The following is a 25,911-nucleotide window of genomic DNA, read 5'->3' as shown; positions in this document are numbered from 1 at the left end:
AGGACCCATAAGACCTATCATAAACTTACCATGCTCATCCCAGAACTAGATCTCATCCGCAAGTATAACCAGCCGGGCCCGCGTTATACCTCCTACCCGACCGCCCCCCATTTCAGTGAGGAGACGGACAAGGCGATACTCGCCGCCCAGACCGAGACCGAGGACTCCGATCTCTCGCTCTACTTCCACATCCCCTTCTGTCGCTCGCTCTGCTGGTTCTGCGGCTGCACCAAGATCATCACCAGCCAGCAGGACAAGGCGGACCACTACCTCGACCTCATGGAAAAAGAGATCGAGCTCTTCCTGCCACGCATCAAGCCCGGCAGGAAGGTGCGCCAGCTCCACTTCGGCGGCGGCACCCCGAACTACCTGACCACCGCGCAGATCGACCGCTTTTCCAAGTTCATCCACTCACACTTCGAGTTCCACGATGACGCGGAACTTTCCACTGAACTCGACCCGCGGACCCTCACCGAGGAACACATCGCCGCCTTCCGCGCCATGGGTATCAACCGCGCCTCCATGGGGGTGCAGGACACCAAAATCGAAGTCCAGGAAGCCGTGCACCGGATCCAATCGGACGAATGCAACCGCAATGCACTCAAGTGGCTGCGCGACGCCGGTATCACCTCCTGCAACCTCGACCTGATCTACGGGCTACCGAAACAGACGCCTGAATCGTTTGAGCAAACCCTGCACCACATCCTCGACTACGCGCCGGACCGACTCGCCGTGTTCTCCTACGCCCACGTGCCATGGATCATGCCCGCCCAGAAAATCCTCGAAGCCAAGGATCTGCCAGACCCGGAATCGAAGCTGAAGATGCTGGAGAAAATCATCACCATCCTCACCGACCACGGTTACCACCACCTCGGTATGGATCACTTTGCCAAACAGGACGACCCCCTAACAATCGCTCAGAAAAACGGCACCCTGCAGCGTAACTTCCAAGGCTACTCGACCCACGGCGGCGTCGAGATCTGCGCCTTTGGTATGTCCTCCATCTCCCAGACATCCCGCTCCTACCGACAGAACTTCAAGGACATCACCGACTACGGCCAAGCCGTAGCAGCAGGAGCCTACCCCATCGACCGCGGCATCCTGCTCACCGATGAGGACGTGCTGCGTCGCGACATCATCATGTCGATCATGTGTCAGCTCAAACTCGACTACACCGCCAAGTCCGAGCAACACGGCATCGATATCAAGTCCCACTTCGCCGACGCCATCGCCTCGCTCAAACCCATGGAAGCCGACGGTTTGTTAGAACTCAACGAAGACTCCCTGCAAGTCACCGCGCAAGGCCGTCTCTTCATCCGCAACATCTCCATGGCCTTCGACGCCTACCTCCAAGGCGGCGACTCCCAGAAAGGCAAGTTTTCAAAAACGGTTTAATTCATTTTTCAACCCGCGAAAGACGCGAAAAAACGCGAAAAATTTGGAGTGCGCGCGGCCTTGCCGCCGCTTTCTTCTGAACCGGCTTGCCGGTTCTCCCCCTGCGCAGCAGCACTTCCAACAGCATACTTCACGATCAGTCGAAATCCGGCCACTCTTTGATCATATCAACCACAAGACCTTTATCCTTGATCTGCTGGATTTCCTTCCGCGCCTTCTCGATGAACTCCCGCTCCTCGTCGTTTTTAGCGACAAGCGGCTGACCCGACATAATCGCAAGGGCAATCTCCTGAAGTCTGTCTGTGTAGATCATTATGACGCTTGTGCTTGATAAATGTGTTCCTGAAAACCGATAAACGTTTCGCGGATCTCTTTGATCGGGCCTAACTACACCCTGGCATCATTGCGAGCACAGCATCATCTCAAGGCTTATCCAATCCTTATCGACCACCATCTTGAAGTCACAAGCTTCATTACTCCGCCTCCCCCATAGTTTGCCAATCTCGTCTTTTTCTTTTGCATCGGTGACGAGGTGTTTTCCTTTATATTCGATCGCTATAATCTTTCCGCTTGTTAGCTTCACAATAAAATCCGGGTAGAAACGACCGCGTGAAGTTTGAAGCCAAAAGGCACTCGGCTGCTTGTCCACATTACGCACCCACCATTCCACGTCTGAGTGTTGGTCGATTCTACAGGCACAGTCGAACTCCTCCCCTTTGGCTTTAAGGTCGCCTATCTGTGGGAAAAAAATTGCTGTGGGAAATCGTATCTCCCCGAATACGTATAGTTAAGCTTAAAGCGACAAACAGCGTCCTCCTAAAAGCACTTCCGCAGCATGGCCAGTGACTCGGGAATGCCTTTCAGCGGATCGGCCTTGCCTTCGAATTCGAGCGACACGTAGCCGGTGAACTTCGCCTCTTTCATGATTTTGGCGATGCGGGCGTAATCTAAATCCAAGGTGTACCAGCGGCCGCCGCCGAGGTAGGTTTTTGCCTGTAAGAGGACGGTTTGCGGGGCGAGCTTTTGGAGTCGGTCATATGGGTCTTCGAGGAAATTGCCGGTATCGAGTGTCACCTGCAGCCAGGGAGACTTAACGGCGTCAACGACACGTTTCACCCCTTCGGGTGTGCGGCCCAGGCCCCAGTGGTTTTCCAGCCCCATGATGACACCACGTTTTTCGGCTTCGGGCACGAGTTTTTCGTAGGCGTCGATCACCCACTTGTAGGCGTCTTCTTCGGTGTATCCTTTGATGGGATTTTCCTCGCCACGATTGGCCATGAGGGCATCAAACGACTTGGAGGTCCCCCATCTACCCGAGTTCACCCGCATGGTCGGGATGCCGAGTCGGTAGGCTTGTTCGAGGCAGTCGATGGTGTGGTCGATGTTCTTCTGCTGCTCCTCCTTGTCGGGTGATAAAAACCCCTGGTGGGTGGAGAAGCCCATGAGGTCGAGGCCTAACAAAAATGCGTGGCGCTTGATTTTCTGCAACGCCGCATTGTCGGTGGAGACCAGCTGGCGCTGGAGGATTTCCAGTCCGTCGAATCCCATACGGGCCGCGTGGTCGAGGCAGACTTCGAGCGGGCGGTATTCCTCACGGTGGAACGCCCAGAATGAGTAGGATGACACCCCGACGGGATTGGGCCGGGCCGCGGCATGCCTGGGTGAAACAGGACCGGTTTTCTTTTCCTGGGAAACAAGGAAGGGAGTGGACGCGGCCATGGCGGCGGAGGCGGTGATGAAGTGACGGCGTTTCATAGTGGTGGCACTGGAAGCTGTGCATGGTTCGTGTTTGATCCGTGCTATTTCATGGTCTAGCATTAGCTTCATCCTGACACGGATGGAAGGGAAATTTGTGGACTATGTGCAGTACATTTGAAATCAAAAAGGTATCGGGCAAAGACCTGGCGTCGGTGACCGCATCCATCCGCGCGGACGGCCAGGAATCAAAGATCATCCGTAGAACCGACATAGCGCCGGTCTTTCTCAGCGGCATGGGTATCACGGAGATGCGCTGGGGTTTTGAAAGGCCGAGGCTTGGGGTCGTCAACAACACGCGCAGCGAAAACCTGGACAGCCCCATGTGGCGGGAGTCGATCCGTGCCCGCAGGTGCCTGATCCCCATGTCCGGATTTTACGAGTGGTCAGGAGCCAAGGGGCACAAGCGCACCCACCGGTTCGGCCCGAGGGAGGGCCTGCTGCTATGGGCGGCTGGTATCTGGGAGGATTCGGAGCAGCTGGGCCGATGTTTCTCCATGCTCACCACGGCGGCCAACCGTCTTATGGCACCTGTGCACCATCGTATGCCTGCCTTGCTGACGGCGGCAGAATGCGACTCCTATCTCGAAGGGAACATGAGATCATTTTCACCGGGCGACGGGATGCTGGTGGTCAATGACGCGGCCAACCCGCTGACTCGAAAACCACAGGATGACAGCCAGGGGGATTTGTTTGATTTCTGATGCTAAACAAGCTCCCTTGACCGTGTTGTCATGCTTGTTTCGCCCGCATCCCTGCCATTTGCGACATGAGAACTCACGGAGTATTTGGCATTGCAGGAACCGCTGAAAAGTGGCACCTTGTTACCGTCGACAACGGGGTGGATGCAATTTCTAACAATCGTCACACCAACTCCTCCATACATCTATTTTTCTTTTTCCTCCCTCGCCCCCCCTTTTCCAACTGACCTCCCCAAACCTTAGATTCCCATATGATGAAAATGAGTCCACAAGCTCGAAAACTGGCCCTCACCCTGGGTCTCCTTACCTTTGCAAGCATCACCCCGTTCACTGTTGCGGAGATGCACACCTTCACCAATACCGAAGGCAAGAGCATCGAGGCCGAAATTGTCGGGGTCTCATCGGGCAAAGTGAGCCTGAAGATGAAAGGCGGCAAGATTTACACCCTGCCATTTACCAGTCTATCAGAAAGCGACCAGGCATACATCAAAGACTGGCACGCACAGAACAAAAGCAACGTCAACCCGGGTGATTTAAGTCTCACGGTCACCAAAAAATCCGCACGGGTCCGCGTTCCCCGTGACAAGGAAAAATCAAAACAAGGTGCCAGCACCAAACTCTCCATCCAGGAGGTTAGTTATCAATTCAAGCTCTCGCAGAGGAAAGCCACCCCCATTGAAAACATCGTTGTCTACAGCCAGATCATCAAGCGCACCACCACCCGTGGGGATGACGCGGGAGATCCGGAATACAAGGAGATCGTTGATGTCAAGGAAATCGAATCCCTGTCGTCCAAAAAACCCGAGGAATGGGAAACAACCCCCGAAAGCTGTGAGGATGTCAGTACCAAATCAAAGACAGCGAGCAGCAGTTCCAAGCAGGATGTCATTGGTGTCATCGTCACCGTCTCCGCTGGCGGCAAAGAACTCTTCAAGAAGTATGAGCCAAGCACCTTTGAAAAGGAACTGGAACGCATCCAGGAAAAAAATCCCGAGGTAGGGCAATCGAAGCAGGGCGCAAAGCCGGAGGAAACACCAGAGGAACCTGCCGGGAAAAAAGCAAAGAAGAAGAAAAAGGCGGCTAAGAAAAAAGCCAAGGAAGAGAAAAAGGAGGAGGATAAATAAGAGTGCCTGTCTCCATCTACGCCTCCTCCCTATCAGAACGTATAGGACAGTGTAGCGGGTTATCGTCCACCCACAGGAACCCTACAACTTGACCAGGACCTGTCTTCCCGGTCCGTGGACTCCTTCGATCAGGATACCTTCGACGTCGGCTGTCTTTGATGGTCCGGTCGCCCAGATGATGTTAGGGCTGGCCCCAAACGCGGCCACGGCATCCGGGATGCTGCGGAGCAGGCTGGACTCATTTTCCAACACCGCGATATGCACCCATGGGCTGAGAGCCGCCAGGCGATCGGAGGTGGTTTCATCGTTGAGTATGACCGAACCGCTTTCAGCAATCGCTCCAGCGGCCCGGGTGATACCGAACTGGTAGTCGTCGTAACGCTTGCGGTCGTATTCGGTTTCAACGGTTAGACCCGCTGCGACCAAGGAGTCGCCAATCGTATGCATCAGCGCCGGATCACAGTAGCCGTGGTTGCAGTCCGACTCTTTCAGCAAATCAAGCAAACCCTCGGTGCCGGTCATGGAAATTCCACTGACGGCGGCAAAGTTCCTGCTGAATATTTCCCACAGATCATTCCCCTCTAACCGGGGTGCCGAGTGCAGGAGGGCGTCATCATAATCAGGCAGCGGGTGCCCGGCGGATGATTCGCCCAGCGCCTGGTGGATTTTTTCAAAAATGGAACTGCGTGAATTGCGTGAGCTCATGATAGATTAATCGTTAGAGGGTGATTTGGAGGATTCCTTCGTTTCTGTCGTTTCTGATTGCCGCCCCTTCATCCACTTGCGGAAATCGCCACCCTGCCACTTCGGCAGCGTCCTCTGGTTGAGCCAGTTTTGCAACGGCGCGACCGGTGTGTATTGGATCGGCAGGTGGTTCATCATCTTGGAAGCGGTCATGGCGGTGCGCCAGACCAGGGGACTGGTCGCCAGCACGGCAAAGGGAGCCATCGGCAAGGCACCTACGGATTTAACCTTTTCCACCTTCGCCTTGTCGCGCAAGCGGAGCAGCAGATCGGGGATCGGGATATCCACCGGGCAGACCTCGTTACAGGCGCCGCAGAGCGAGGATGCCTTCGGCAGGTCGGCCAGCTCGGCAAAGCGGTCACCAAACAGGATCGGCGACAGCACCGCACCCACGGGGCCACCGTAAACGGAGCGGTAGGCGTGGCCAGACGACTGCCTGTAAACCGGGCAGACGTTCTGGCAGGCGGAGCAACGGATACAGCGCAGGATTTCCCGACAGTTGGATTTCAGCACATCGGTGCGACCGTTGTTCATAAAGACCACGTGCATGTGCTCGGGGCCGCTTGGCTGGTCGGGGTGTCTTGGGCCACCGACAAATTGCGTATAAACCGTCAGTTGCTGGCCGGTGGCCGAACGACCTAACAAATTCAGAAACAGCCCGAAATCCTTGTCGCGGGGAAGCAGTTTTTCGATGCCGACCAGGACGATATGCACGGGTACGGGTGCCATACCAAAGCGGGCGTTACCTTCGTTGGTGACCAGGGCGATGCGGCCACTCTCGGCGGACACAAAGTTCGCCCCGGTGATTCCCGCCTCGGCCTCGAAGTATTTTTTCCGCAGGTAGGATCGCGCGCGACGTGTGATGGTCTCGGGATCGTTATTAAGATCCTCGGCGATGCCCTCGCGTAAAAAGGTTTCGGCGATCTCGTTCCGGTTTTTATGGATGATCGGCTTGACGATATGGGATGGGATGTCGTCGTCCAACTGGATGATAAACTCACCCAGGTCGCTTTCGAGGCATTCGATGCCGTTTCTTTCCAAATGCGGATTGAGATGAATCTCCTCGGCCGCCATGGACTTGGACTTGGTCAGTCGCTTCACCCCATGTTTTTTGAGAATGGCCAGAACCGTATCGCGTGCATCGGCATCGCTGTCGGCAAAGTGCACCGTCGCGCCGTTTTCGGTGAGCTTTTTCTCCGCCTGTTCAAGGTACTTGGGTAGATGGGACAAGGTGTGGTCCTTGACCTTACCGGCAAGTTTCCGTAGTGCGTCGGGGTCTTCGTAATCTTTGAACAGCACACTGTAGCGCTTGTAGGTTCCCGAGGAGGTGCCGTCGTACACTGAGTGACGTTTTTCATCCGTCATCTTTGACGCATAAGAGTCAATGGGTTGTTTGGAGGCGTACATCTTAGAATGGTGAATTTTGAATAGTGAATAGTGAATTACCAGACTGGCTAGTCGATCGCCCCACCCTTGAGGGCGTAGAGGAGGATTTGGGCGGCGTGGCGGTATTGGAGTTTGCGTCCTTGTTTCTCGGCAAGCCCACCGAGGTGCATCATGCAGGAGAGGTCGGCTGAGACCAGGTAGTCGGGTGTGTTTTCCAACAGATGATCAAGTTTCAGCGTTCCCATCTGCCCCGAGATGTGGGGGAAGGTGACACAGAATGTGCCGCCGAATCCACAGCACTGCTCACCTTGCCCGTATTCGACGAGGTCGACGCCATCGATGCTGGAGAGCAATGTCTGGGCACCCGGCCGGGTGCCGCTGCCACGGGTGTGGCAGGAATGGTGGAAGGCGATTTTTGCATCCAGCTTTCCCGGCCACTGAGTGACACCGAGGTGGTTGACAATGTAGTCGATGAGTTCGAACGAACGATCAGCGAGGTCTTTGACGGCGGGTAAATCGGGTTCGTTCTCGAACTGCAGCAGGTTCCCGTGCTTGTGCATCGCGGTGCAGGAGCCGGAGGGAATAATCACGGGGAGATCCCCTTTGAAAACCTCCACCGCGTGACGGGCCACGGTGCGGGATGATTTCCAGTCGCCTGAGTTAAACGCCGGCTGGCCACAGCAGGTCTGGTTTTCCGGATAGACCACCTCGACGCCGAGGTATTCTAACACTTCGACCATTGCCTTGGCGGCTTCGACGTAAAAGGCATCGCACAAGCAAGTTCCCATCATGAGAACCTGCTTGCCCTTGGCGGAGTTTTGAATGGATTCGGCTGTCATGGGAATTATCCGTAAATGGGACCGTAGTTCTGGCAGGCACGGAAGTCGGCGCCTTCCAGGCCGTCAGTGCCATGGGCATTCCACGAGGATGGGCGGAAGATACGCTCTTCGTCGACGTTGTGCATGTAAACCGGGATACGCAGCATCGAGGCGAGTGTGATCAGGTCGGCACCGATCAGTCCGTAGCTCATCACGCAGTGGTTGGCACCCCAGTTGTTCATCACCGTGTAGGTGTCGCGGAAGGCGCCTTTGCCTGTGAGTGTCGGACAGAACCAGGTAGTTGGCCAGGATGGGTTGGTGCGGTCATCAAGCACCTGGTGCACGTCCTCTGGAAGTTCGACGGTAACGCCCTCGGCAATCTGCAGCGCAGGCCCAAGTCCCTTGACCAGGTTGAGCCGGGCGATGGTGGCTGGCATTCCCCCCTTGGTCTTGTAACGGGTGCTCATACCGCCTCCAGGGAAGTATTCGGTAATCGACGGGTGCCAGGTGGTGGCGTCGAGGCAGGCCTGGACTTCCTCATCGGTGATTTCCCAATGTGGTTTCATCGCTGGTTTGCCGTCCTTGGTCATCTCGCCGGTGCCATCGAGCGCGGCAGGGCCGGAGTTGATCAGGTGGAGAAGTCCGTTGGATGCGGCACCTGTCAGCTCGTGACCGGAGACACGCTTGACGGCGTCGGGCGACCAGTAGGTGCGCAGGTCGGCGAAAATCTGGGCGGTATTGGTCAGCAGGTTGCCAAACAGCATGGTCACGGCGTTGAGCGCATCGTTTTCTGTGGCAAACTGGTAGGGGGCACGTTTTCCATTCCAATCGAATGATGATGTCAGGATCGCCTCCATGAAGTCGCCGTTCGGGTAGTGGTCGGTCCACTGCCGCTGGCCTTGGAAGCCGCCGCAGATCGCGTTGCGACCGTGGGCCTCCTCCCCGTATCCCATCTCGGCAAGCTTCTCGTTGCCAACCATGAGGTCGCGGGTGATGATCGCCATTTTGACGGATGTTTCCCACTCCTTGTCGAGTACCTCGCGAGGCCGCTGGGTCTCCGGTGAGTTGTAGTCTTTTCCTTCCGGGCAGTTTTCCTTCACCCAGGCAAAGGCTTTTTCATACTCCTCCTGGTCGTAGATGCCTCTTTCGAACCGACGGGCCAGCTCGGTCATATCGACGGCTTCCACGCGGATGCCGAGGTAGTCCTGGAAAAAGTCGGGGTCGACGACTGAGCCGGCAATACCCATCGAGGTGCCACCGAGTGAGAGGTAGGATTTTCCACGCATGAGTGCGACGGAGATACCGGCACGGCAGAACGCGAGGATCTTGTGCGCGACGTCATCAGGGATGCTGGTGTCGCTGGACTCCATGACGTCACGACCATAGATACCGAATGCCGGCAGACCCTTCTGGGTATGGCCAGCCAGAGCGGCGGCGAGGTAAACCGCCCCCGGACGCTCGGTGCCGTTGAAGCCCCAGACGGCCTTCGGTGTATGCGGGTCCATGTCCATGGTTTCAGAACCGTAACACCAGCATGGCGTCACTGTGAGTGACACGCCGACGTTTTCGCGTTTGAATTTATCGGCACAGGCGGCGGCCTCGGCCACCCCGCCGATACAGGTATCGGCAATCACACACTCGACAGGCGAGCCATCAGGATAACAAAGGTTCTCTGCAATGAAGGCTGCCGTTGCCTTTGCCTGGTTCATGGTCTGGTCTTCGAGAGACTCACGGACGCCGCCGAGACGGCCATCAATAGTGGGACGGATGCCGATTTTTGGCATGTTGTCTTTGTTGAATACGGTTTTCATGGTTGGTGCTAATAATTGCTAATGGGTTAATGGATCAGTGTTAGAAATTTTTCGTAATGCGGCTGCCATACACTTGACGCACTCGGGGTGAAGGTTTTACTTTCCATCGAGGCAGCGACCAGTTTGCGGCCGGCCGTGATGTCGGGCAGCTCCCCGGTAGCCACCATCTGGGTGATGATATTACCACAGGAGGTCGCCTCCGTCGGGCCTGCTATTACAGGGATACCGATCGCGTCGGCCGTAGCTTGCATCAGAAGTTCGTTTTGTATGCCGCCGCCGCCGGCATTCAGTGCGTCAAATGTTCTGCCAGTCACTTTTCCGAGCACTTCGATGACCTGGCGGTATTTCAGTGCCAGGCTATCGGTTGCGATCCTGAGGATACGGCCCTTGCTTTCCGGAACCGACTGGCCTGTTTTCTTGCAAAAGGCACGGATCTTACCAGGCATGTCACCGGGTGAGGCAAAGGTGGGGTCATTGGGATCGATAAACGCGGTGAACGGCTCGGCCTCCTCGGCGAGTCGTGCCAGTTCGGCATAACTCATTTCCTCACCCTGCTCGGCCCATTCACGGCGGCATTCCTGGATGATCCAGAGGCCTGAAACATTGTGCAGCAGCCGGGTGGTCTTGTTCACTCCGCCCTCGTTCGAGAGTTTCGCCTCAAAGGCCTCGGTGGTGGTGACGGGCTGCTCGGATTCGACACCTAGAATCGACCACGTGCCTGATGAGAGCCAGAGACCTCCCCGTTCCATCGGTAATCCCGCTACCGCGGAAGCGGTGTCGTGACCCGCCGATGCGACGACTTTCATGCCGTGGGTCGCACCCGTTTTTTCTGCCATCCCGTCCGTGAGGGGGCCAAGCACTGTCCCGGACGACACGATGTTTCCAAACATCTCCCGGGGCAGTCCGAGGGCATCGATGACTTCCCACGCCCAGTCGCGGGCAATCGGATTGTAGAGCTGGCTGGTGCTGGTGATCGTCCTCTCATTGGCCCGCACGCCGCTGAGCCAGAAAGCCAACAGGTCCGGCGTAAACAGCAGTCGATCCGCGATACTGAAACATGGGTTTCCCTTGATGCTCTCCGCGAGTAAATGAAGGCTGCTGTTATAAAACGCCGGCTGGATACCCGTGTGCGCAAACACCTCGTTCAGCGGAATCCGCTCGTTCATCGCCTGCTGCATTCCTTCTATGCGAGGGTCACGGTACTGGCGGTGTCCGCCGAGGACATTGCCCTGGCAATCCAGCAAGGCAAAATCACAGCCCCAGGAATCGGTCGCAACAGAAACCACACGGTCACCATATTTCTCAATGGCTTTCTGAATACCCTCCGTCACATTGGCAAAAATCCGCGGCGTATCCCAGTAGTAGCCGCCGTTGATTTCCACTCCTTCGTTGGAAAACCGGTGGATTTCCTCCAGTTGAAGCGTTGCTCCATCGTATTTTCCGGCGACGAGTCGACCGGAGCCGGCTCCGAGATCAATGGCGAGATAGACCTGCATCATTTCGTGGGTTGGGTTTATTTGGGTTTATTTGGGTTTCCAAGTCAAGCGGTGATCACATCAACATCGATGCTTTTCAGTGATTCAAGAATAGCGTCATCCGCATCCTTGGTGGTGATCAAGGTGGTCAATTCACTGCAATCAGCGAAAAAGAACGCCGAACAGACACCGATTTTCGAACTGTCAGCCAGAAAACAAACATCCTCTGCATCCGCAATGACATGCTCTTTAAAGGCCGCCTGGCGTGAGTTTGCCTCACTGACCCCACGTTTGAGATCCAGACCATTGCCAGAAAAAAACATCCGGTGGATATTGTACCGCTTGAGTGTGCGTTCGGCCGCCAGACCAATCATGGACCGGGAACGCGACTCAAAAAGTCCGCCCGTGCTGATCAGGTCGATATGCTCCACCCCTGCCAGGGCGGATATGACATCGTGGGAATTGGTCACCACCGTAAAATGAAAATCCGGGATAAACTGGGTAATCGACAGTGCCGTGGAGCTGGCGTCGACAAAAATCGTCTCATTCGGCTGGATCCGACTGGCCGCAGCCTTGGCAATCTCGTTCTTCGCCTCCCGGTTGATCAATTGCCGTTCAGTCAGGGTAAGGTCAGCGTTAAACCGCCTTGGAATAATCGCGCCACCGTGGGACCGGACCAATTTCCCCTGCTGCTCAAGTGCCTCGAAGTCCTTTCGGATCGTTTCATCCGTGACACCGAGCTTGTCCGCAATATCCTTGGTACGAACTGAACCACGCTTGGAAATACTTTCCATGATCCGGTGATGTCGTTCGGCGGCCAGCATAATCAATCTTTGTTTGGTTGGTGTTTATTTGTTTTTTCTGTGTTTTTCGTTGACTTGTCAATAAAAACATGTGAAATCTCGCCCGTCAGCCGAAAAAACTATGTCTTCCAGTCAACCAAACAACACTCCCCGGGGCGTCATCGAGCACATGGTGCGCGAGCAGGTTTACCGCGAGATGGGACTTTCCCTACCTCCGCAGGCCAAAGCACCCAATGGATTTGTCGTCAATATCAGTGCCCGCCATTGCCACCTCACCCAGGATGCCGTCGAAGCGCTGTTCGGCCCGGGCCACCAACTGACACCTAACAAGTGGCTCTATCAGGAAGGTGCCTACGCGGCCAAGGAGTCGGTCACCCTGATCGGACCACGCAGCCGGGTCATCTCCAACCTCCGCATCCTCGGCCCCTGCCGCGACCTCAACCAGGTTGAGCTGGCGTTCACCGATGCCATCGCGCTCGGATTCGACATCCCGATTAGAATGTCGGGCGACACCGCCGGAACCCCGGGTTGCATGTTGATGGGGCCCAACGGATATTTCAAAATGGACGAAGGCGTCATCCGCGCCCAACCCCACGTGCACATGCACCCGGATGACGCCAATTTTTACGGCGTCAAACACCTCGATACCATGAGGATGAAAGTCCACAGCCCATGCTCGGTGACATTCGACAACATCGTCGTCCGGGTCGATAAAAGCTTCAACCTCGAAGCCCACATTGATACCGATGAAGGCAATGCCTGCGGACTCCAACCCGATACTTTCTGTGAACTCATCAAAAAATGAGTTCACCCATCGACACTAACCAACCAACCATAACCAAAAACCACAACCCAACAATACAATGAGCAAAGCACTCGGAATGATTGAAACAAAAGGCTACGTCGGTAGCGTGGAGGCCGCTGACGCGATGTCCAAAGCCGCTGACGTAGATATCACCAAACAAGTCCAGATCGGCGCAGGATACCTCACCATCCTCGTCCAGGGAGACGTAGGCAGCGTCAAAGCAGCCGTCGACGCAGGAGCAGAAGCCGCAGGCCGCGTAGGCGATCTCGTCAGCGCCCACGTCATCGCACGCCCCGCACCGGAACTCCTCAAGCAATTTGATCTCTAACATAAGATCATCACATCCACTTCAACAACTAACAGAATAACAATATGGCTAAGCAAGCACTCGGAATGATAGAAACACTGGGTCTCACCACCCTGATCGAAGCATCGGACGCCGCTATCAAAGCAGCTGACGTCACCATGACCGGCTGGGACAAAATCGGCTCAGGTCTGGTATGCGGATTCTTCACCGGCGATGTGGCTGCAGTAAAAGCAGCTGTTGACGCTGGCGCGGAAGCCGGCGCCCAGGTCGGCGAAGTAAAATCCGTACTCGTCATCCCCCGCCCCCACGAAGACCTCGGTCAACTCGGCCCCTGGATTTCCTAATCCTGACACCCGATTCCTGACACCTGTCACCTGAAATCATGCTCATTCTGATCGCCAACCTGGGGTCCACCTCATTCAAATACCGTCTCTACAAGATCGACGGTAAGGATGAGTCCGTGATCACATCCGGCGGTTTTGAACGCGTGACCGATTACGCAGAAGTCATCAACCAGGCTCTCTCTGATCTCGTCGACCAAGGTCATCTCAACGCCATCAGCGATATTGATGCGGTGGGATTCAAGACTGTGCTCGGCAGGAACCTGAGTGGATGTGTGGAAGCTGACGACTCCGTGATTGCTGCGCTTGAGGGCTTCCGTGAGGTTGCCCCGGCACACAATCCCCCCTACGCTGAAGGCATCCGCCAATTCCAGCAAATCCTCCCTGATGCCCGGCTCGTTGCCCTCTTCGAAACGGCGTTCTATCAGTGGGTCCCAGAAGCCGCGACACGCTACGCCATCCCGCAGGCGTGGTATGATGCAGGCATCCAACGTTATGGTTTCCACGGTGCCAGCCACAAATACGTTGCCGAGCGATCAGCCGAGCTGATGGGTCGCGACGATGTGGCTGAAACCGTGCGTCATCTCTACACCCATGGTCCGCAGGAGATCTCCGGCGATCCTCTCCGGGTCATTTCCTTCCACCTCGGTGGCAGCAGCTCGGTGACCGGAATCCGCAACGGCATCGCCGTCGGCACCAGCATGGGTTTCTCCCCCCAGAGTGGCCTGCCACAGAACAACCGCGTCGGCGATCTCGATTCCGGCGCCCTGCCCTATGCCGTCAAGGCCCTGGGTATCACCATGGAGGAAGCCGAACGCCAACTGACCAAGGAATCCGGTCTGCAAGGGGTTTCCGGGGTCAGTAACGACCTCCGGGACATCCACCAGGCCGCAAGCAACGGCAATCCAGACGCCCGGCTCGCACTCGATATGTTAGTGCAGTCGGCTCGAAAATGGGCCGCCAGCTTCCTCTTTGATCTCGGCGGTCTCGACTCCCTCGTCTTCACCGCCGGCATCGGCGAAAACAACCCGTGGCTCCGTGCCGCCATCTGCGCAGGGCTCGAAGAGTTCGGCGTAGCCATTGACAAAGAAAAAAACAACGCCTGCCAGGCAACGGAAGCCGTCATCAGCACGGACAGCTCCAAGGTAAAAGTCCTGGTCATCCCCGCGAACGAAGAGCTCGTTCTCGTCCGCGAGGTCTACCGCAAGGCCAACGCATAATTTTCCCGACTCTCCCATCAACCAATCAACCACCAACCAACCCAACAATACCATGGCTAAACAAGCAATCGGAATACTAGAAACTCGCGGCCTCGTAGGCCTTGTCAACGGAACTGACGCAATGCTCAAGTCCGCTAACGTCACTCTCGTCGGGCCTATGCGCCAGATCGGAAGTGCCATGTGCAACGTCGTTGTCGAAGGTGACGTCGCCGCCGTCAAGGCAGCCATCGACGCCGGAGCAGCAGCCACCGCACAAGTCGGTGAAGTCATCAGCGCACACGTCATCGCACGCCCTGACGCTTCCACCTCTGCCATCCTCCCCAAGAAGGCAGCCGCTAAGAAGTAATGTTTCCCCGGTGCCCGGATCCATTCTGAAGCACCGGTAGACATTAACTTCCCCAATCAATCATCCAACCACCAAGTCAGCACCATGTTTCTCGCAGAAGTCATCGGTCAGATCGTCGCCACCAAGAAAGACGACAGTATGCAGGGGAAAAAGCTCCTGCTGCTACGCCCACAGCTTGTGGACGAAAAAAACCCGGCCGCATTCCGTAACGGCAGCAACACCATCGTTGCCGTCGATAACGTCGGTGCCGGCGAGGGTGATCTGGTGATGTTCTGCCAGGGCAGCTCCGCCAGACAGGCTGCCGGACTCAAGGCGCTTCCTGTGGATGCCGCCGTCGTGGCCATCGTCGACACCGTCGATGTACTCGGCAAAAAAATCTACAAGAGTAACTAACTCATCCTCGAACTGTGAATACCATCGATCAAGATACACTCCGCAACGTGGTGGAGAACGTGCTCAGGAAGTTGAACAGCAATACCGCTGCCCCGACCCCTGCACCAACACCCGCACCCTCTCCCGCCGCCCCAACCACCACCACCAAGGCATCTGGCGCCCGTGGCAAACATGGCGTTTTCAAGGAAGTCTCCGACGCTGCCGACGCCGCCCACAAAGCCTTCCTCCAACTTCAGGAACTAGGTGTCGGAGGACGTCGGCGCGTTATCGAGATCGTCAAGAATCTCTGCGTATCCAACGCCGAGGCATGGGGTAAGTTCGAAATGGAGGAAACCAAGATCGGTCGGCTCGACCACAAGATCGCCAAACTCCAGATCGTCAAGGACGTCCCCGGGGTCGAGTGGCTTCGCCCCGACGCCATGAGTGGTGACGGCGGTATCACGCTGGAGGAATTCGCGCCCTTCGGAGTCATCGGTGCCATCCTCCCCGTGACTCACTCGGTGCCCACCCTGTCCGGCAATGTCATCAGCATGGTTGCCGCAGGTAACGCGGTTGTTTTCAACCCACACCCTGGCGGGGCAAAAAGTGCCGCCATGGCTGTCCGCGCCTACAACCAGGCGATCGAAAAAGAACTCGGCATCGACAACCTGATCTGCACCATCGAAGAGCCTACCATCGAGAGCTTCAACGAGATTTGTAAAAACGGGAACATTGCCATCATGGCCATCACCGGCGGCCCTGCCGTGGTCGACGCCGCGATGAAATCCGGAAAACGTTCCATCTGCGCCGGCCCGGGCAACCCGGTCGTGGTCGTCGATGAAACAGCCAATCTCGACAAGGCCGCCAGCTGCATCATTGAAGGTGCCGCCTTTGATAACAACCTGCTCTGTATCGGTGAAAAAGCCGTCTTCGTGGTAGATCAGGTTTTCGAGCCGTTCATGCAAGCCATGGAAAAAGCCGGAGCTGTCCGGCTCAACACAAGCCAGTTGGAAAAGCTCACCCAGGTTGCCTTCAACATCGAAAACGGTGCCGGTGGCTGCGCCCAGGCCGCGCTGAACCGCGACCTCATCGGAGTCGATGCCGCAGTGCTCGCAGGGCATGCGGGACTTAGCGTCGCCAAAAACACCAACCTCGTCTTTGCTGAAACCGACGCCGACCACCCCTACGTCCAGAAGGAGCAAATGATGCCGATGCTGCCCATCGTACGGGTCCCCGATTTCAAAACCGGTGTCGAGCTCGCCAAACAAGCCGAGCATGGTTACCGCCACTCGGCAGTGATCCACTCCCGGAACGTCGACAACATGACGCACATGGCCAAAACCATGGACACCACCATCTTTGTCAAAAACGGACCATCGACGGCCGGACTCGGACTCGGTGGTGAAGGCTACCTCAGCTACTCCATCGCCACCTCCACCGGCGAAGGGATCACCACTCCCAAGACCTTCACCCGCATCCGCCGCTGCGTCATGGTTGAAAATCTGCGGATCATTTAAATTCCAAGTTTCAAACTCCAAATACCAAGTGGGCGGCTCCGCCTTAAACGGCCAGCGCCACCGGCCAATCATTCATTGCTTCATTCCTCTAATTATTCATTCCCAATGCTCCACGCCCAAGTAGTCGGAAATGCAGTTGCCACCGCGAAACACCCATCGCTGGACGGCTTCAAGATGCTGCTTTGCCAACAACTTGACGCGCAAGGCGGCCCCAACGGCACCCCCTTCATCGCCATCGACCTCTTCGGCGCGGGCATGCATCAAAAAGTATTTGTCAGCACAGACGGTATCGGCGCCCGCGACATCGTCCACGACTACCACTCGCCCATCCGCATGTTCATCCAGGGCATTATCGATGATGCCCCCGTCGCTCCAGCGACGCACTCACCTGATAACGAATAACAGATAACGAATAACTCAAACCATGCGCATCGGCCACGTCATCGGAAAAATCACCATGCACACCCAGGAGGAATCCCTCCGTGGTGCCCGCTGGCTGATGGTCAACCCGGTCGACACCGATCAGCTCAACAGCTGCCTTGACACACAACCTTCCCTCACCGCCCAGCCCTCTCTGGTTGTCTACGATAACATCGGTGCAGGCGAAGGTGACATCATCGGTTTTGTCGAAGGGGCCGAAGCCACTGCACCGTTTGACAACCCGACCCCCATCGACGCCATCAGCCTCGCCATTTTTGATACCATTAAATACGTAGCACCCACCCACTAACTGCGATCCAACCATTTTACACACCATGAAGAACGTTTACACCGGAAAAGACATCCAGGAAATGATCAGACAAGGCATTTGTCTCGATACCATCCCCGCTGGAGCCGTGATCACCCCATCGGCCAAGGACGAGATCCGCACCTACCGCAAAGACAAGGAGCAAAAAAAACCTGCAACCGGCAAGGCGTCAGGAGCAGACCGATTCCCCCCGCTTCCTCCAGGTGTGCCGACTGTGCCACCTGAACCGATTGTCCCGAGTCTCGAATACCACTGGGAGCCCGGCGCCGATGCCGTCACTCCCGAGGAGATCCAACGCTTTTTCTACTCCCCGGAAATCATGGAGCTCAAGGATGCCATGATCCGCACCGCGCGTAAGATGTGGACACGCAACATGGTCGATGGCAACGGAGGTAACATCACCGTCCGCGTTGGTGACAACCTGGTGCTCTGCACACCGACCCTCAGGTCCAAAGGCGAGGTCCTTGCCGACGAAATCGCGCTGATCGATCTCGATGGCAACCAAAAAGCCGGCTGGCGGAAACGCACCAGCGAGGCTAACACCCACCTCGCCATCATGAAGGTGCAGCCCAAGGCCAAGAGTGTCATCCACGGCCATCCCCCCTATTCCACCGCCTTCGCCGTTGCCAACATTGAGCCTCCCAGCTGCCTTTGCTCTGAGGTTGAAGTCTTTACCGGTGCGATCAAACTCGTCGAATACCACACCCCCGGCAGCAAGGAAATCTGTGATGCCGTCGCCAAGGTCGGCAAAGACAACCCGGCGATCCTGTTAGCCAACCACGGCGTCATGGCCTGGGGAAGCGATCCGGAAGACGCCTACTGGAAAATGGAAAACATGGAAACCGCCTGCCAGACCATCTGGGTGGCAAGCCAGCTCAACGGCGGCAAACTCCCGACCATTTCAGCCGAGAAAATGCAGGACATCTTCAAGATCCGCCGCTCCATCGGCATGGAGGATCCACGCGAGGGCATGAAGGAATGCGAACTCTGTGACAACAACGATTTCCGTCCCGGCACCGTCTGCGAGGTCGCCCCCTCCACCCAGGACATCGGCTCACGTCTACACCCGGAGGCCGAGGCACTGGTCAAACAACTCACCGATGAAATCGTCGCTCAGATGAACCAGTCATCCAACTAACAGGCACCCTTTTTTTAGAACCCCATGAAAAAAGTAATCACCGCCAAACAGGCTGAAGACATGATCCTGTCGGGCAAATCCCCCGGCAGCTTCACGGATGATGTCATTCTGACCCCGTCGGCCAAGGATTACCTGAAGTCATTGGAAAAACCGCTTCACAGCAGACCTAACACTCCTGAAGTGCCGGTCTTGCCCGACTACGAGTATGTCTGGACGCCAGGAGGCGACCCAAGGACACCGGGTGAAATCCTCGACTTCTTTTACTCACCTGAAATCCACGTGCTCAAAGAACGCATCTGCGACCTCGGGAGGCGTATGTGGGAACGTGATTACACCGATGGCAACGGCGGCAACTTCACCATCCGCGTGGGTGACAACCTCGTGCTCTGCACCCCGACCCTGATCTCCAAGGGGTTTATGAAACCCGAGGACATGTGCCTGGTCAATCTGGATGCCAAACAGCTCGCCGGCAAGCGTCCCCGCACCAGCGAGTGTATGACGCACCTTGCCATCATGAAACGCCAGCCCAAGTGCAAGGCTGTCTGCCATGCCCACCCGACCCACGCCACCGCCTTCGCCGTCGCCGGAGTCCGCCCCCCCCTCTGCATGGTTCCGGAAGCCGATGTCTTTCTGGGCGAAATCGGCATGGCTCCCTACGATACTCCGGGAACACCCGAAGTTGCCCGCATCGTGGGTGAAACGGGTGTCAACCACATGTGTGTGCTGATGCTCAACCACGGTGTCATCACCTGGGGTGCCCATGTCGAGGAAGCCTACTGGCGCATGGAAAACTGCGAGGCTCTCTGCCACACTGTCACGGTAGCGGCGCAAATCAACCGCGGTAAGCTGCTTACCATGACGGGGAAACAGGGCCAGGACCTGATCGACATCCGCAAGAGCCTGGGCATGGACGATCACCGCGACGGCCTCGGTGAATGCATGGTTTGTGACAACTCAAACTTCAAGCCCGGCGTCTCCTTGTAATCTCAGCCCCAATCATCCAGTTCAATCTAACAAACGCAACACTATGAAAGTAACCATTATCGGCGGCGGTGGCCGCGTAGGCTCCAATGCAGCGATCTGCCTCCAGTGTGCAGGCATCGTTTCCGAAATCCAGATCCTCGACGCTAACAAGGACCTTGCCGACGGCGAGGCACTCGACCTGCTCCACGGCGCCTCCTGTCTTCACGACCAGCGCATCTACGCAGGCGACTACAGCCGCGCCGCCGACTCGGACATCTTTGTCATCACCGCCGGCCTTCGCCGCAAGCCGGATGAAAGCCGTCTCGACCTGATCAACCGCAACGTCGGTCTCTTTTCCCAGATTCTCAACAGCATCAAGACCGCCGGCATGAAACCCTGCGCCAAGGTGCTCGTTGTCTCCAACCCCGTCGACATCCTGACCCACCTCGCGGTGAGTTTCCTCGGGCTGCCCTCCGCCCAGGTCATCGGGCTCGGCACCATGCTCGACACCGCCCGTTTCCGCTCGCTGATCGCCAACGACCTCGACCTCGCGCCAACGCAGGTGAAAGCCCTCATCCTCGGCGAGCACGGCGACTCGATGATCCCTGTCTGGTCGTCCGCCACCGTCGGCGGCCTGCCACTCTCAGGTGTCAAAGGCTGTGACGCCAACTACCAGCGCCAGGTCTTCGAACGCACCAAGAAATCCGGTGCCGAGGTCATCTCCCGCAAAGGCGGAGCAGGCTGGGCCGTCGGTGCCACCATCGCCGAGACCGTACACGCCATCGCTCTCGACAAGAAGCAACTGCTGCCCGTCTCCAGCCTGCAGACCGGCTGCTACGGCATCAAGGACGTCTGCCTCAGCGTGCCGACCATCGTCGGTAAGGGCGGCGCCGAGAAGCACATCCAGATCGAACTCTGGCCGAAGGAAAAACAAGGTCTGCAAGCCTCTGCCCGCGCCCTCAAGGAGATGCTCAAGAATGTTGCCAACGCCTGATGAACCCATTCGCCACATTGCCCTGAACCATCACCGGCTCCGTCATCTGTTTCGCAGATTGACGGAGTCTTGTTTTCCACCTAGAAAACTACACCCTATAACACACCTATCAACATGTCAGACCCGCACCCATCCAAACCGCAAGTCGTCTCAAAAAAGCATCTTATTCCATTTGTTCTGGTAACCATTCTTTTTCCACTCTGGGGATTTGCCAATGACATCACCAACCCGATGGTGGCGGCGTTTAAAAAAATCCTGCTGATCACCAACTTCGAAAGCTCGCTTGTGCAGGCGGCTTTTTACGGTGGTTACTGCTTCATGGCCATCCCGGCCGCGCTGTTCATCAAGAAGTATTCCTATAAAAAAGGCATCCTGGTAGGTTTGGCGCTGTACGCCGTCTCGGCCCTCTTTTTCCCGATCGCGGGCCAGATGATGGCATTCTGGGCATTCCTGTTAGCCTACTTCACCATGACCTGTGGTCTGTCTTTCCTTGAGACCACCGCCAACCCCTACATCCTGTCCATGGGGTCCCAGGAAACAGCGACGCGTCGGCTCAACCTCGCCCAGTCGTTCAACCCCATGGGCTCGATCTGCGGGATGTTTGTCGCGATGGTCTTCATCCTCTCCAACCTGACATCCGTCATCCACGACCCCGAGCTGGCGCCGGTTGTCTCCGCCGAGGCGCACAAGCTTATTTCCGAGGTCAGCCAAACATCCGATAAAAGCAAGATCTCCATCTCCAACAAAAAACTCAACCCTGACAGCATGTCTCTCGATGCGGTCAAATGGACAAAAATCCAGGAACTCGGACTGGGTAGCTGGGTTGGCGGCAAAGCCAAGGCGGGCATCGAAAAATCCCTGGAGGAAAAGACCGCCGTCAACTGGACCGAAACGCTGGCGCTCATCCAAGCCGACCACCAGCGTCTGGGCAAAGTCCTCGCCATTACCTCCGACACCCAAACCACGGATGCTGAAAAGTGGACCCTCATCCAGAAGCAGTCGCTTGATACCAGCCTCACGGACAAACAAAGGAAGAACATCTCCACCAAGATCAGTAAAAACAAGGAGGTCAACTGGGAGCAAAGCCCCGTGCTTGACGGCTCGCCCGATGAGGAGCAAGCGCGCACGCTGATTTCCAAAACCGATCCCTCCCAATGGACAAGCATTCAGAAAGCCGATCTGGACGTGCTGCAAGGGCCGTATTTCGCCATTGGTATTGTGGTCGCCATCTTCTTTTTCATTTTCCTCTTTAAGAAGCTGCCCGAAGCCCAGGGCGAAGATGACAAGTCCCTGCACCTCGGCGCCACGCTGGGCCGTCTGTTCAAGAACTCCAACTACGTCGGAGGTGTCATCGCCCAGGCATTCTACGTCGGCGCGCAGATCATGATCTGGACCTTTATCATCCAATACGCCGGCAACGAACTCGGTATGCGGGCATCAACCGCCCAGGGCTATAACATCGTTGCCATGATCATCTTTGTAAGCAGCCGCTTCATCTGTACATTCCTGCTCAAGTATGTCAGCCCGGGCGGACTTCTCTCCGCACTTGCGGTCGGCGGCGGCGCCTTGGTTCTCGGCCTGATCTTTATCAAGGGCATGCCCGGCCTCTACTGCCTGATCGGGGTCTCAGCCTGTATGTCACTGATGTTCCCCACCATTTACGGTATCGCCCTCGATGGCCTGGGTGACGACGCCAAGCTCGGTGCCGCCGGACTGATCATGGCTATCGGTGGCGGCTGTCTGATGCCTCCCCTCCAAGCCTCCATCATGGACAAGGACGCCTTCGAATTCGGCTCCATGACGCTCTCAAGCACACGGGTATCCTTCGTGCTGCCCTTGATCTGCTTTGTCGCCATCGCCATCTACGGCTTTCTCGCCCACAGAAAACACATCGGCGAGGCCAAGGCATAAAACCGAACTCTCCAAGAGTTCCGTTGCAATAAAGGATTGATGAAACCGGTGTGGCGCCTAAACAGGCGTCACACCTTTTTTGAGGATGATGTTGGCGTATTTGTTGACGTCACCTGTGGCAACCACGGCGTGGGCGGTTTTGACACGGTCATAAAAGGCAAACCTCTCAAGACGGGAAATGGATGGATTCAGTTCGCTGTGCCTTTCAATCGCCTCGGCATAGGCACCCTCCACTTTTGGATCAAGCGAGTCACCCTCGACGGCCTCCATGGTAATCACGGGTGCCGGGTCATAGGGGTCGAGCTCGAATAACGGCAGGATGCCGTCGAGTAGATCCGGGATGCTTAATCCGTCAGCCCTGATCACCGTGTCATTGAACTGGTGTGCCGGGAAGTGACCATCAGCCAGCAAGATTTCCTCGCCGTGCCCCATACGGCACAGGACAGCTAACAGTTCGGGCGACAGCAGTGGTGAAATTCCCTTTAACATGGTAACATCATATGCTCTTACGCCATGGCTCGTCCACCCAAATCACTGATTACATTCGTCAAATATTCCCAGTAATCGCTTCGCTCTACTGTCTCAATCACAGTGGACACAGGTAGAAAACGGCGCATTTCTACTACGAAGTCTTTTTGCATTTCAGCATCACGTTTCAACGCCTTCGTCCGATCTTCCAACCGACTTTTAAACTCGTCTAGCCCCCTGCCGTGATCCGCCACTTTAACGGGGATCAACTCTTGCGGCAGCTCCACTCCTTGCTGGGAAAGCCATGCCATGTCCCACAAGTCACGGTTCTTGACTCGATTCTCTCTGAAAGCCAATGCCACGACCTTATCAGCCAAAATTTCCTCTCTGCTCTGAGCCTGTAAAATCAGCCCAGAGGTGCCTAAATCGACGCCATACAAATTCCTGAGCATCATCGGTCGGCGGTCGTGGCTGGGAATCGCACAAATATCCAGATGAATCCGTTGAGCCGGCATGTGCCTCAGTCCAGGCCTCGTTTCCACCGTCATTTTCCAGGTTGAGACATTTCCATCCTCCTTCACTGGCTCGCCCACGCTGACGGGTAACCCGTAACGAGTCTTCAACCTTTCTACTAACACATCTCCAAGCGTAGCCAGGTCTTCCCGGTTAAAATCCACCCCACCCGTAAAATCTAGATCCTCGCTAAGTCGCATCGACCCATAACAGGCCCGCAAACAGGTGCCGCCGATAAATGTCAGACCACCTAACAAACCAGCGCCACTCATTTCGCGCAAGATATCGTGATGCAGCAATTCCTTCTCCACCACCGGACGCAACACATGCAAATCCTCACGAGATCTCAAAGCCTCGTCCACTAATGTATCAAACAAACTCATTGGCCATCTCCTCGTTAATCAGATCCTTACTCCGACGGGTCACTCGTAAATCGCGCAATGCCTGCCGCACCGATGCCCGCCACAAACGCCGCTCGCCATCGTATGCCAGCTCGCCCTGCAAATCCTCCGCACGCTGCGCCGTGTGCACAAATTCGATGCGACCATACTCGCCACAGTCCACCACATGACTCCGCCCCGAGCTCATCAACGTGATCCAGTTCATCGGCACCTGGGAAATCACCCCCTCGTCACTCAGCACCGTTTCCAGACTGAGGTAGTTCAGCTCCCCAGCCCGCAACCGAGCCGCAGTATGGAACAGCAAATTTTCCTGCCGATACCCACTTACCGGATAATAATAAATCCCCCGGCAAACCCTTTTCAATTCCCCCGCCGTCACCGCCCGCGATAACAAAACCGCCATCTGGTCACTCCCCACACCACTCAAAGGAACCGCCCCCGCCAAATCAGAAGCCGCAAACACACACCGCTCCCGATCCGCCAAGGCACGAAGCGTGGATAAGAGGGTTTTCATTGGGGTCATGGATAAACTATACATAAAGTTGCATTATTTGCAAGTTATTGTATAGTTCATGACAAATATTGGTCAAAGCGTAGCAGCTTGAAATATCCCTCACGACCGTGTAATAAAAGTATCATGTTACCGAGCCAACAAGATTTCATCAATTTCCGCAGCCCCAGACGTGGAAAGGCAAACCCTGAGGTGATGACCAATCCGTTCTGGGTCTGGTGTGTAAACTCGTCTGATTCTGCATTTGTAATTAATGAGGCGTTCGATGGTGACTCATCATTTGATGTCGGCCCCTGCTGGAGCTTTGACCGTTTCGGCCAAACCGAAACCCTTCTACCTGACGGCAGAGTCGTTTACATCGCTGGTGAGCATGAGGATAGTTATGATCCGGACTTCTATATCTATCATGATGTCATCGTCGTAACCCCTGACGACGAGGTCGAGATTTACGGTTACCCGGAAGATGTATTTCCAGCCACCGATTTTCATAGCGCCACCGTAGTAGGCGATGAGATTATTTTGATTGGCTCACTCGGCTATCCTGACAAGCGGGATCCACTGCAAACCCAGGTCATGCGACTCAACACCAACGATTGGTCGATCACTCGGCAAGAGACAACTAACAGCCCAGGATGGATCTCCAGACACACTGCTTTTTATTGCGAGGAAAGCAACGTTATCCGTATGACCGACCCCCAGCAATGGACTGAAGAAAACGATTTGGTCGATGTTTTTGCCACTTGGGAGCTTGACCTAACAAATTGGCAGTGGCGATGTGTCGAAAAGAAGGATTGGAGCCAATACCGATTGTTCCGCAAAGACGGGGAGATGAACAACCTCTTCGATCTACGCACTCACGTGGAAATGACATCCATGGGATTGGATCTTTACGGCGATCCCGAAATGCTGAGAGGCGATCTCGATGACGAAACATTCAAGCTTCTGCAAGAAGGTCATAACGACATGGCCAAAGAGAATGAAGAGCTAATCAACAAGACAGACCTTGATCTCTTACCCACCCTTTATAGCCCTAGTATCCCCCACTCCGTCGCTCCGGAAATCGACCCCATTTTTTCCAACTTTGATGACGAGTTCGACGACGATTACAACCAGCACACCATCGAAGTAGATGGAATTGATGTCCGGTTCATCGAGGACAGCTATGATGTCACCATGCGTGTCGAAGGCAGCCTAACGGATGACTCCGTCAACACGATACTCGACGATGTATGTCGCCAACTCAGTAAACTGGAGTCGGCAGAATACACTTATAAGAAAATCAGCTAAAAAAAAGCCCCGACCAGTTGCCTGATCGGGGCTTGTGATTTTTTGTAGCGAAGGTTT

Annotated in this window: 29 protein-coding genes and 1 pseudogene; 18 read left to right on the top strand and 12 right to left on the bottom strand. The window is 55.9% G+C overall.

Features of this window, described 5'->3' with window-relative positions; genetic code table 11:
* Positions 1 to 30: 30 nt before the first annotated feature.
* The gene (gene hemN, locus H7A51_15470) at positions 31 to 1,395 is read left to right on the top strand and encodes an oxygen-independent coproporphyrinogen III oxidase (GenBank protein MCP5537618.1); all 1,365 of its coding nucleotides are present in this window, start codon (positions 31 to 33) and stop codon (positions 1,393 to 1,395) included.
* 136 nt (positions 1,396 to 1,531) lie between these two features.
* On the opposite strand, the gene H7A51_15465 is transcribed toward hemN, so the two are convergent.
* The 3 genes from H7A51_15465 to H7A51_15455 form a co-directional block, all read right to left on the bottom strand.
* Positions 1,532 to 1,708: a hypothetical protein gene (locus tag H7A51_15465; protein MCP5537617.1), complete on the bottom strand. Its 177-nt coding sequence runs from the start codon at positions 1,706 to 1,708 to the stop codon at positions 1,532 to 1,534.
* 87 nt (positions 1,709 to 1,795) lie between these two features.
* A complete protein-coding gene (locus tag H7A51_15460) occupies positions 1,796 to 2,065 on the bottom strand; it encodes a hypothetical protein (GenBank protein MCP5537616.1) in 270 nt (89 codons plus the stop codon).
* 146 nt (positions 2,066 to 2,211) lie between these two features.
* Complete coding sequence (locus H7A51_15455; protein MCP5537615.1) at positions 2,212 to 3,150, bottom strand: sugar phosphate isomerase/epimerase; 939 nt, start codon at positions 3,148 to 3,150, stop codon at positions 2,212 to 2,214.
* A gap of 104 nt (positions 3,151 to 3,254) precedes the next feature.
* On the opposite strand from H7A51_15455, the gene H7A51_15450 reads away from it, so the two are divergent.
* Both H7A51_15450 and H7A51_15445 read left to right on the top strand, forming a co-directional pair.
* Positions 3,255 to 3,854, top strand: coding sequence for an SOS response-associated peptidase family protein (locus H7A51_15450; GenBank protein MCP5537614.1), 600 nt, complete (start codon positions 3,255 to 3,257; stop codon positions 3,852 to 3,854).
* A 257-nt stretch (positions 3,855 to 4,111) separates the two neighbouring features.
* Complete coding sequence (locus tag H7A51_15445) at positions 4,112 to 4,975, top strand: hypothetical protein (GenBank protein MCP5537613.1); 864 nt, start codon at positions 4,112 to 4,114, stop codon at positions 4,973 to 4,975.
* Between the two features lie 81 nt (positions 4,976 to 5,056).
* On the opposite strand, the gene H7A51_15440 is transcribed toward H7A51_15445, so the two are convergent.
* Genes H7A51_15440 through H7A51_15415 form a run of 6 tightly spaced genes read right to left on the bottom strand, consistent with a single transcriptional unit; the run spans position 5,057 to position 12,003 of the window.
* Entirely contained in the window at positions 5,057 to 5,680 is a 624-nt protein-coding gene (locus tag H7A51_15440; protein ID MCP5537612.1) for an LUD domain-containing protein, read from the bottom strand.
* A gap of 6 nt (positions 5,681 to 5,686) precedes the next feature.
* Complete coding sequence (locus H7A51_15435) at positions 5,687 to 7,126, bottom strand: lactate utilization protein (GenBank protein ID MCP5537611.1); 1,440 nt, start codon at positions 7,124 to 7,126, stop codon at positions 5,687 to 5,689.
* Positions 7,127 to 7,173: 47 nt separating this feature from the next.
* On the bottom strand, positions 7,174 to 7,944 hold the full coding sequence (locus H7A51_15430) for a (Fe-S)-binding protein (protein ID MCP5537610.1): 771 nt from the start codon (positions 7,942 to 7,944) through the stop codon (positions 7,174 to 7,176).
* Between the two features lie 5 nt (positions 7,945 to 7,949).
* Positions 7,950 to 9,734, bottom strand: a complete 1,785-nt coding sequence (locus tag H7A51_15425; protein MCP5537609.1) for an L-fucose isomerase — start codon at positions 9,732 to 9,734, stop codon at positions 7,950 to 7,952.
* Between the two features lie 26 nt (positions 9,735 to 9,760).
* Positions 9,761 to 11,233: a rhamnulokinase gene (locus tag H7A51_15420; GenBank protein ID MCP5537608.1), complete on the bottom strand. Its 1,473-nt coding sequence runs from the start codon at positions 11,231 to 11,233 to the stop codon at positions 9,761 to 9,763.
* Between the two features lie 41 nt (positions 11,234 to 11,274).
* Complete coding sequence (locus H7A51_15415) at positions 11,275 to 12,003, bottom strand: DeoR/GlpR transcriptional regulator (GenBank protein MCP5537607.1); 729 nt, start codon at positions 12,001 to 12,003, stop codon at positions 11,275 to 11,277.
* 130 nt (positions 12,004 to 12,133) lie between these two features.
* Between H7A51_15415 and H7A51_15410 the strand changes: the two genes are divergently transcribed.
* The 14 genes and pseudogenes from H7A51_15410 (at position 12,134) to fucP (ending at position 22,674) form a co-directional block, all read left to right on the top strand.
* Positions 12,134 to 12,817 (top strand): phosphate propanoyltransferase, encoded by a 684-nt coding sequence (locus H7A51_15410; GenBank protein MCP5537606.1) that lies wholly within the window; start codon positions 12,134 to 12,136, stop codon positions 12,815 to 12,817.
* Positions 12,818 to 12,875: 58 nt separating this feature from the next.
* A complete protein-coding gene (locus H7A51_15405) occupies positions 12,876 to 13,145 on the top strand; it encodes a BMC domain-containing protein (GenBank protein ID MCP5537605.1) in 270 nt (89 codons plus the stop codon).
* A gap of 44 nt (positions 13,146 to 13,189) precedes the next feature.
* On the top strand, positions 13,190 to 13,468 hold the full coding sequence (locus H7A51_15400; GenBank protein ID MCP5537604.1) for a BMC domain-containing protein: 279 nt from the start codon (positions 13,190 to 13,192) through the stop codon (positions 13,466 to 13,468).
* Between the two features lie 38 nt (positions 13,469 to 13,506).
* Positions 13,507 to 14,685 (top strand): acetate kinase, encoded by a 1,179-nt coding sequence (locus tag H7A51_15395; GenBank protein MCP5537603.1) that lies wholly within the window; start codon positions 13,507 to 13,509, stop codon positions 14,683 to 14,685.
* A 52-nt stretch (positions 14,686 to 14,737) separates the two neighbouring features.
* Positions 14,738 to 15,031, top strand: a complete 294-nt coding sequence (locus H7A51_15390; protein ID MCP5537602.1) for a BMC domain-containing protein — start codon at positions 14,738 to 14,740, stop codon at positions 15,029 to 15,031.
* 84 nt (positions 15,032 to 15,115) lie between these two features.
* Entirely contained in the window at positions 15,116 to 15,424 is a 309-nt protein-coding gene (locus H7A51_15385; protein MCP5537601.1) for a EutN/CcmL family microcompartment protein, read from the top strand.
* Positions 15,425 to 15,438: 14 nt separating this feature from the next.
* Positions 15,439 to 16,920: an aldehyde dehydrogenase EutE gene (locus H7A51_15380; protein ID MCP5537600.1), complete on the top strand. Its 1,482-nt coding sequence runs from the start codon at positions 15,439 to 15,441 to the stop codon at positions 16,918 to 16,920.
* 105 nt (positions 16,921 to 17,025) lie between these two features.
* Positions 17,026 to 17,322 carry a EutN/CcmL family microcompartment protein gene (locus tag H7A51_15375; GenBank protein ID MCP5537599.1) on the top strand — a complete coding sequence of 99 codons (297 nt, stop codon included), beginning with the start codon at positions 17,026 to 17,028 and terminating at the stop codon, positions 17,320 to 17,322.
* Positions 17,323 to 17,344: 22 nt separating this feature from the next.
* Entirely contained in the window at positions 17,345 to 17,650 is a 306-nt protein-coding gene (locus H7A51_15370; GenBank protein MCP5537598.1) for an ethanolamine utilization protein EutN, read from the top strand.
* Between the two features lie 25 nt (positions 17,651 to 17,675).
* Positions 17,676 to 18,806: a class II aldolase/adducin family protein gene (locus H7A51_15365; protein MCP5537597.1), complete on the top strand. Its 1,131-nt coding sequence runs from the start codon at positions 17,676 to 17,678 to the stop codon at positions 18,804 to 18,806.
* Between the two features lie 24 nt (positions 18,807 to 18,830).
* Positions 18,831 to 19,790 carry a class II aldolase/adducin family protein gene (locus H7A51_15360; GenBank protein ID MCP5537596.1) on the top strand — a complete coding sequence of 320 codons (960 nt, stop codon included), beginning with the start codon at positions 18,831 to 18,833 and terminating at the stop codon, positions 19,788 to 19,790.
* Positions 19,791 to 19,833: 43 nt separating this feature from the next.
* Positions 19,834 to 20,763, top strand: coding sequence for a lactate/malate dehydrogenase family protein (locus H7A51_15355; protein ID MCP5537595.1), 930 nt, complete (start codon positions 19,834 to 19,836; stop codon positions 20,761 to 20,763).
* A gap of 114 nt (positions 20,764 to 20,877) precedes the next feature.
* A pseudogene (locus tag H7A51_15350) lies at positions 20,878 to 21,384 on the top strand (MFS transporter).
* Complete coding sequence (gene fucP, locus H7A51_15345; protein MCP5537594.1) at positions 21,361 to 22,674, top strand: L-fucose:H+ symporter permease; 1,314 nt, start codon at positions 21,361 to 21,363, stop codon at positions 22,672 to 22,674. Before H7A51_15350 ends, fucP begins: the two are co-directional and overlap by 24 nt.
* 57 nt (positions 22,675 to 22,731) lie before the next feature.
* Here the strand turns inward: fucP and fucU are convergent, their stop codons facing one another.
* Genes fucU through H7A51_15330 form a run of 3 tightly spaced genes read right to left on the bottom strand, consistent with a single transcriptional unit; the run spans position 22,732 to position 24,594 of the window.
* Positions 22,732 to 23,163, bottom strand: a complete 432-nt coding sequence (fucU, locus tag H7A51_15340) for an L-fucose mutarotase (protein MCP5537593.1) — start codon at positions 23,161 to 23,163, stop codon at positions 22,732 to 22,734.
* A gap of 17 nt (positions 23,164 to 23,180) precedes the next feature.
* Entirely contained in the window at positions 23,181 to 24,038 is an 858-nt protein-coding gene (locus H7A51_15335; GenBank protein MCP5537592.1) for a nucleotidyl transferase AbiEii/AbiGii toxin family protein, read from the bottom strand.
* Entirely contained in the window at positions 24,025 to 24,594 is a 570-nt protein-coding gene (locus H7A51_15330; GenBank protein ID MCP5537591.1) for a hypothetical protein, read from the bottom strand. Before H7A51_15330 ends, H7A51_15335 begins: the two co-directional genes overlap by 14 nt.
* Before the next feature lie 99 nt (positions 24,595 to 24,693).
* Between H7A51_15330 and H7A51_15325 the strand changes: the two genes are divergently transcribed.
* On the top strand, positions 24,694 to 25,854 hold the full coding sequence (locus H7A51_15325) for a hypothetical protein (GenBank protein ID MCP5537590.1): 1,161 nt from the start codon (positions 24,694 to 24,696) through the stop codon (positions 25,852 to 25,854).
* Positions 25,855 to 25,911: the final 57 nt, after the last annotated feature.

Source organism: Akkermansiaceae bacterium (genome assembly GCA_024233115.1).
GTDB lineage: Bacteria > Verrucomicrobiota > Verrucomicrobiia > Verrucomicrobiales > Akkermansiaceae > Oceaniferula.
Note: the sequence above shows the minus strand (reverse complement) of the source record. Positions and strands in the feature narration are given on the sequence as shown.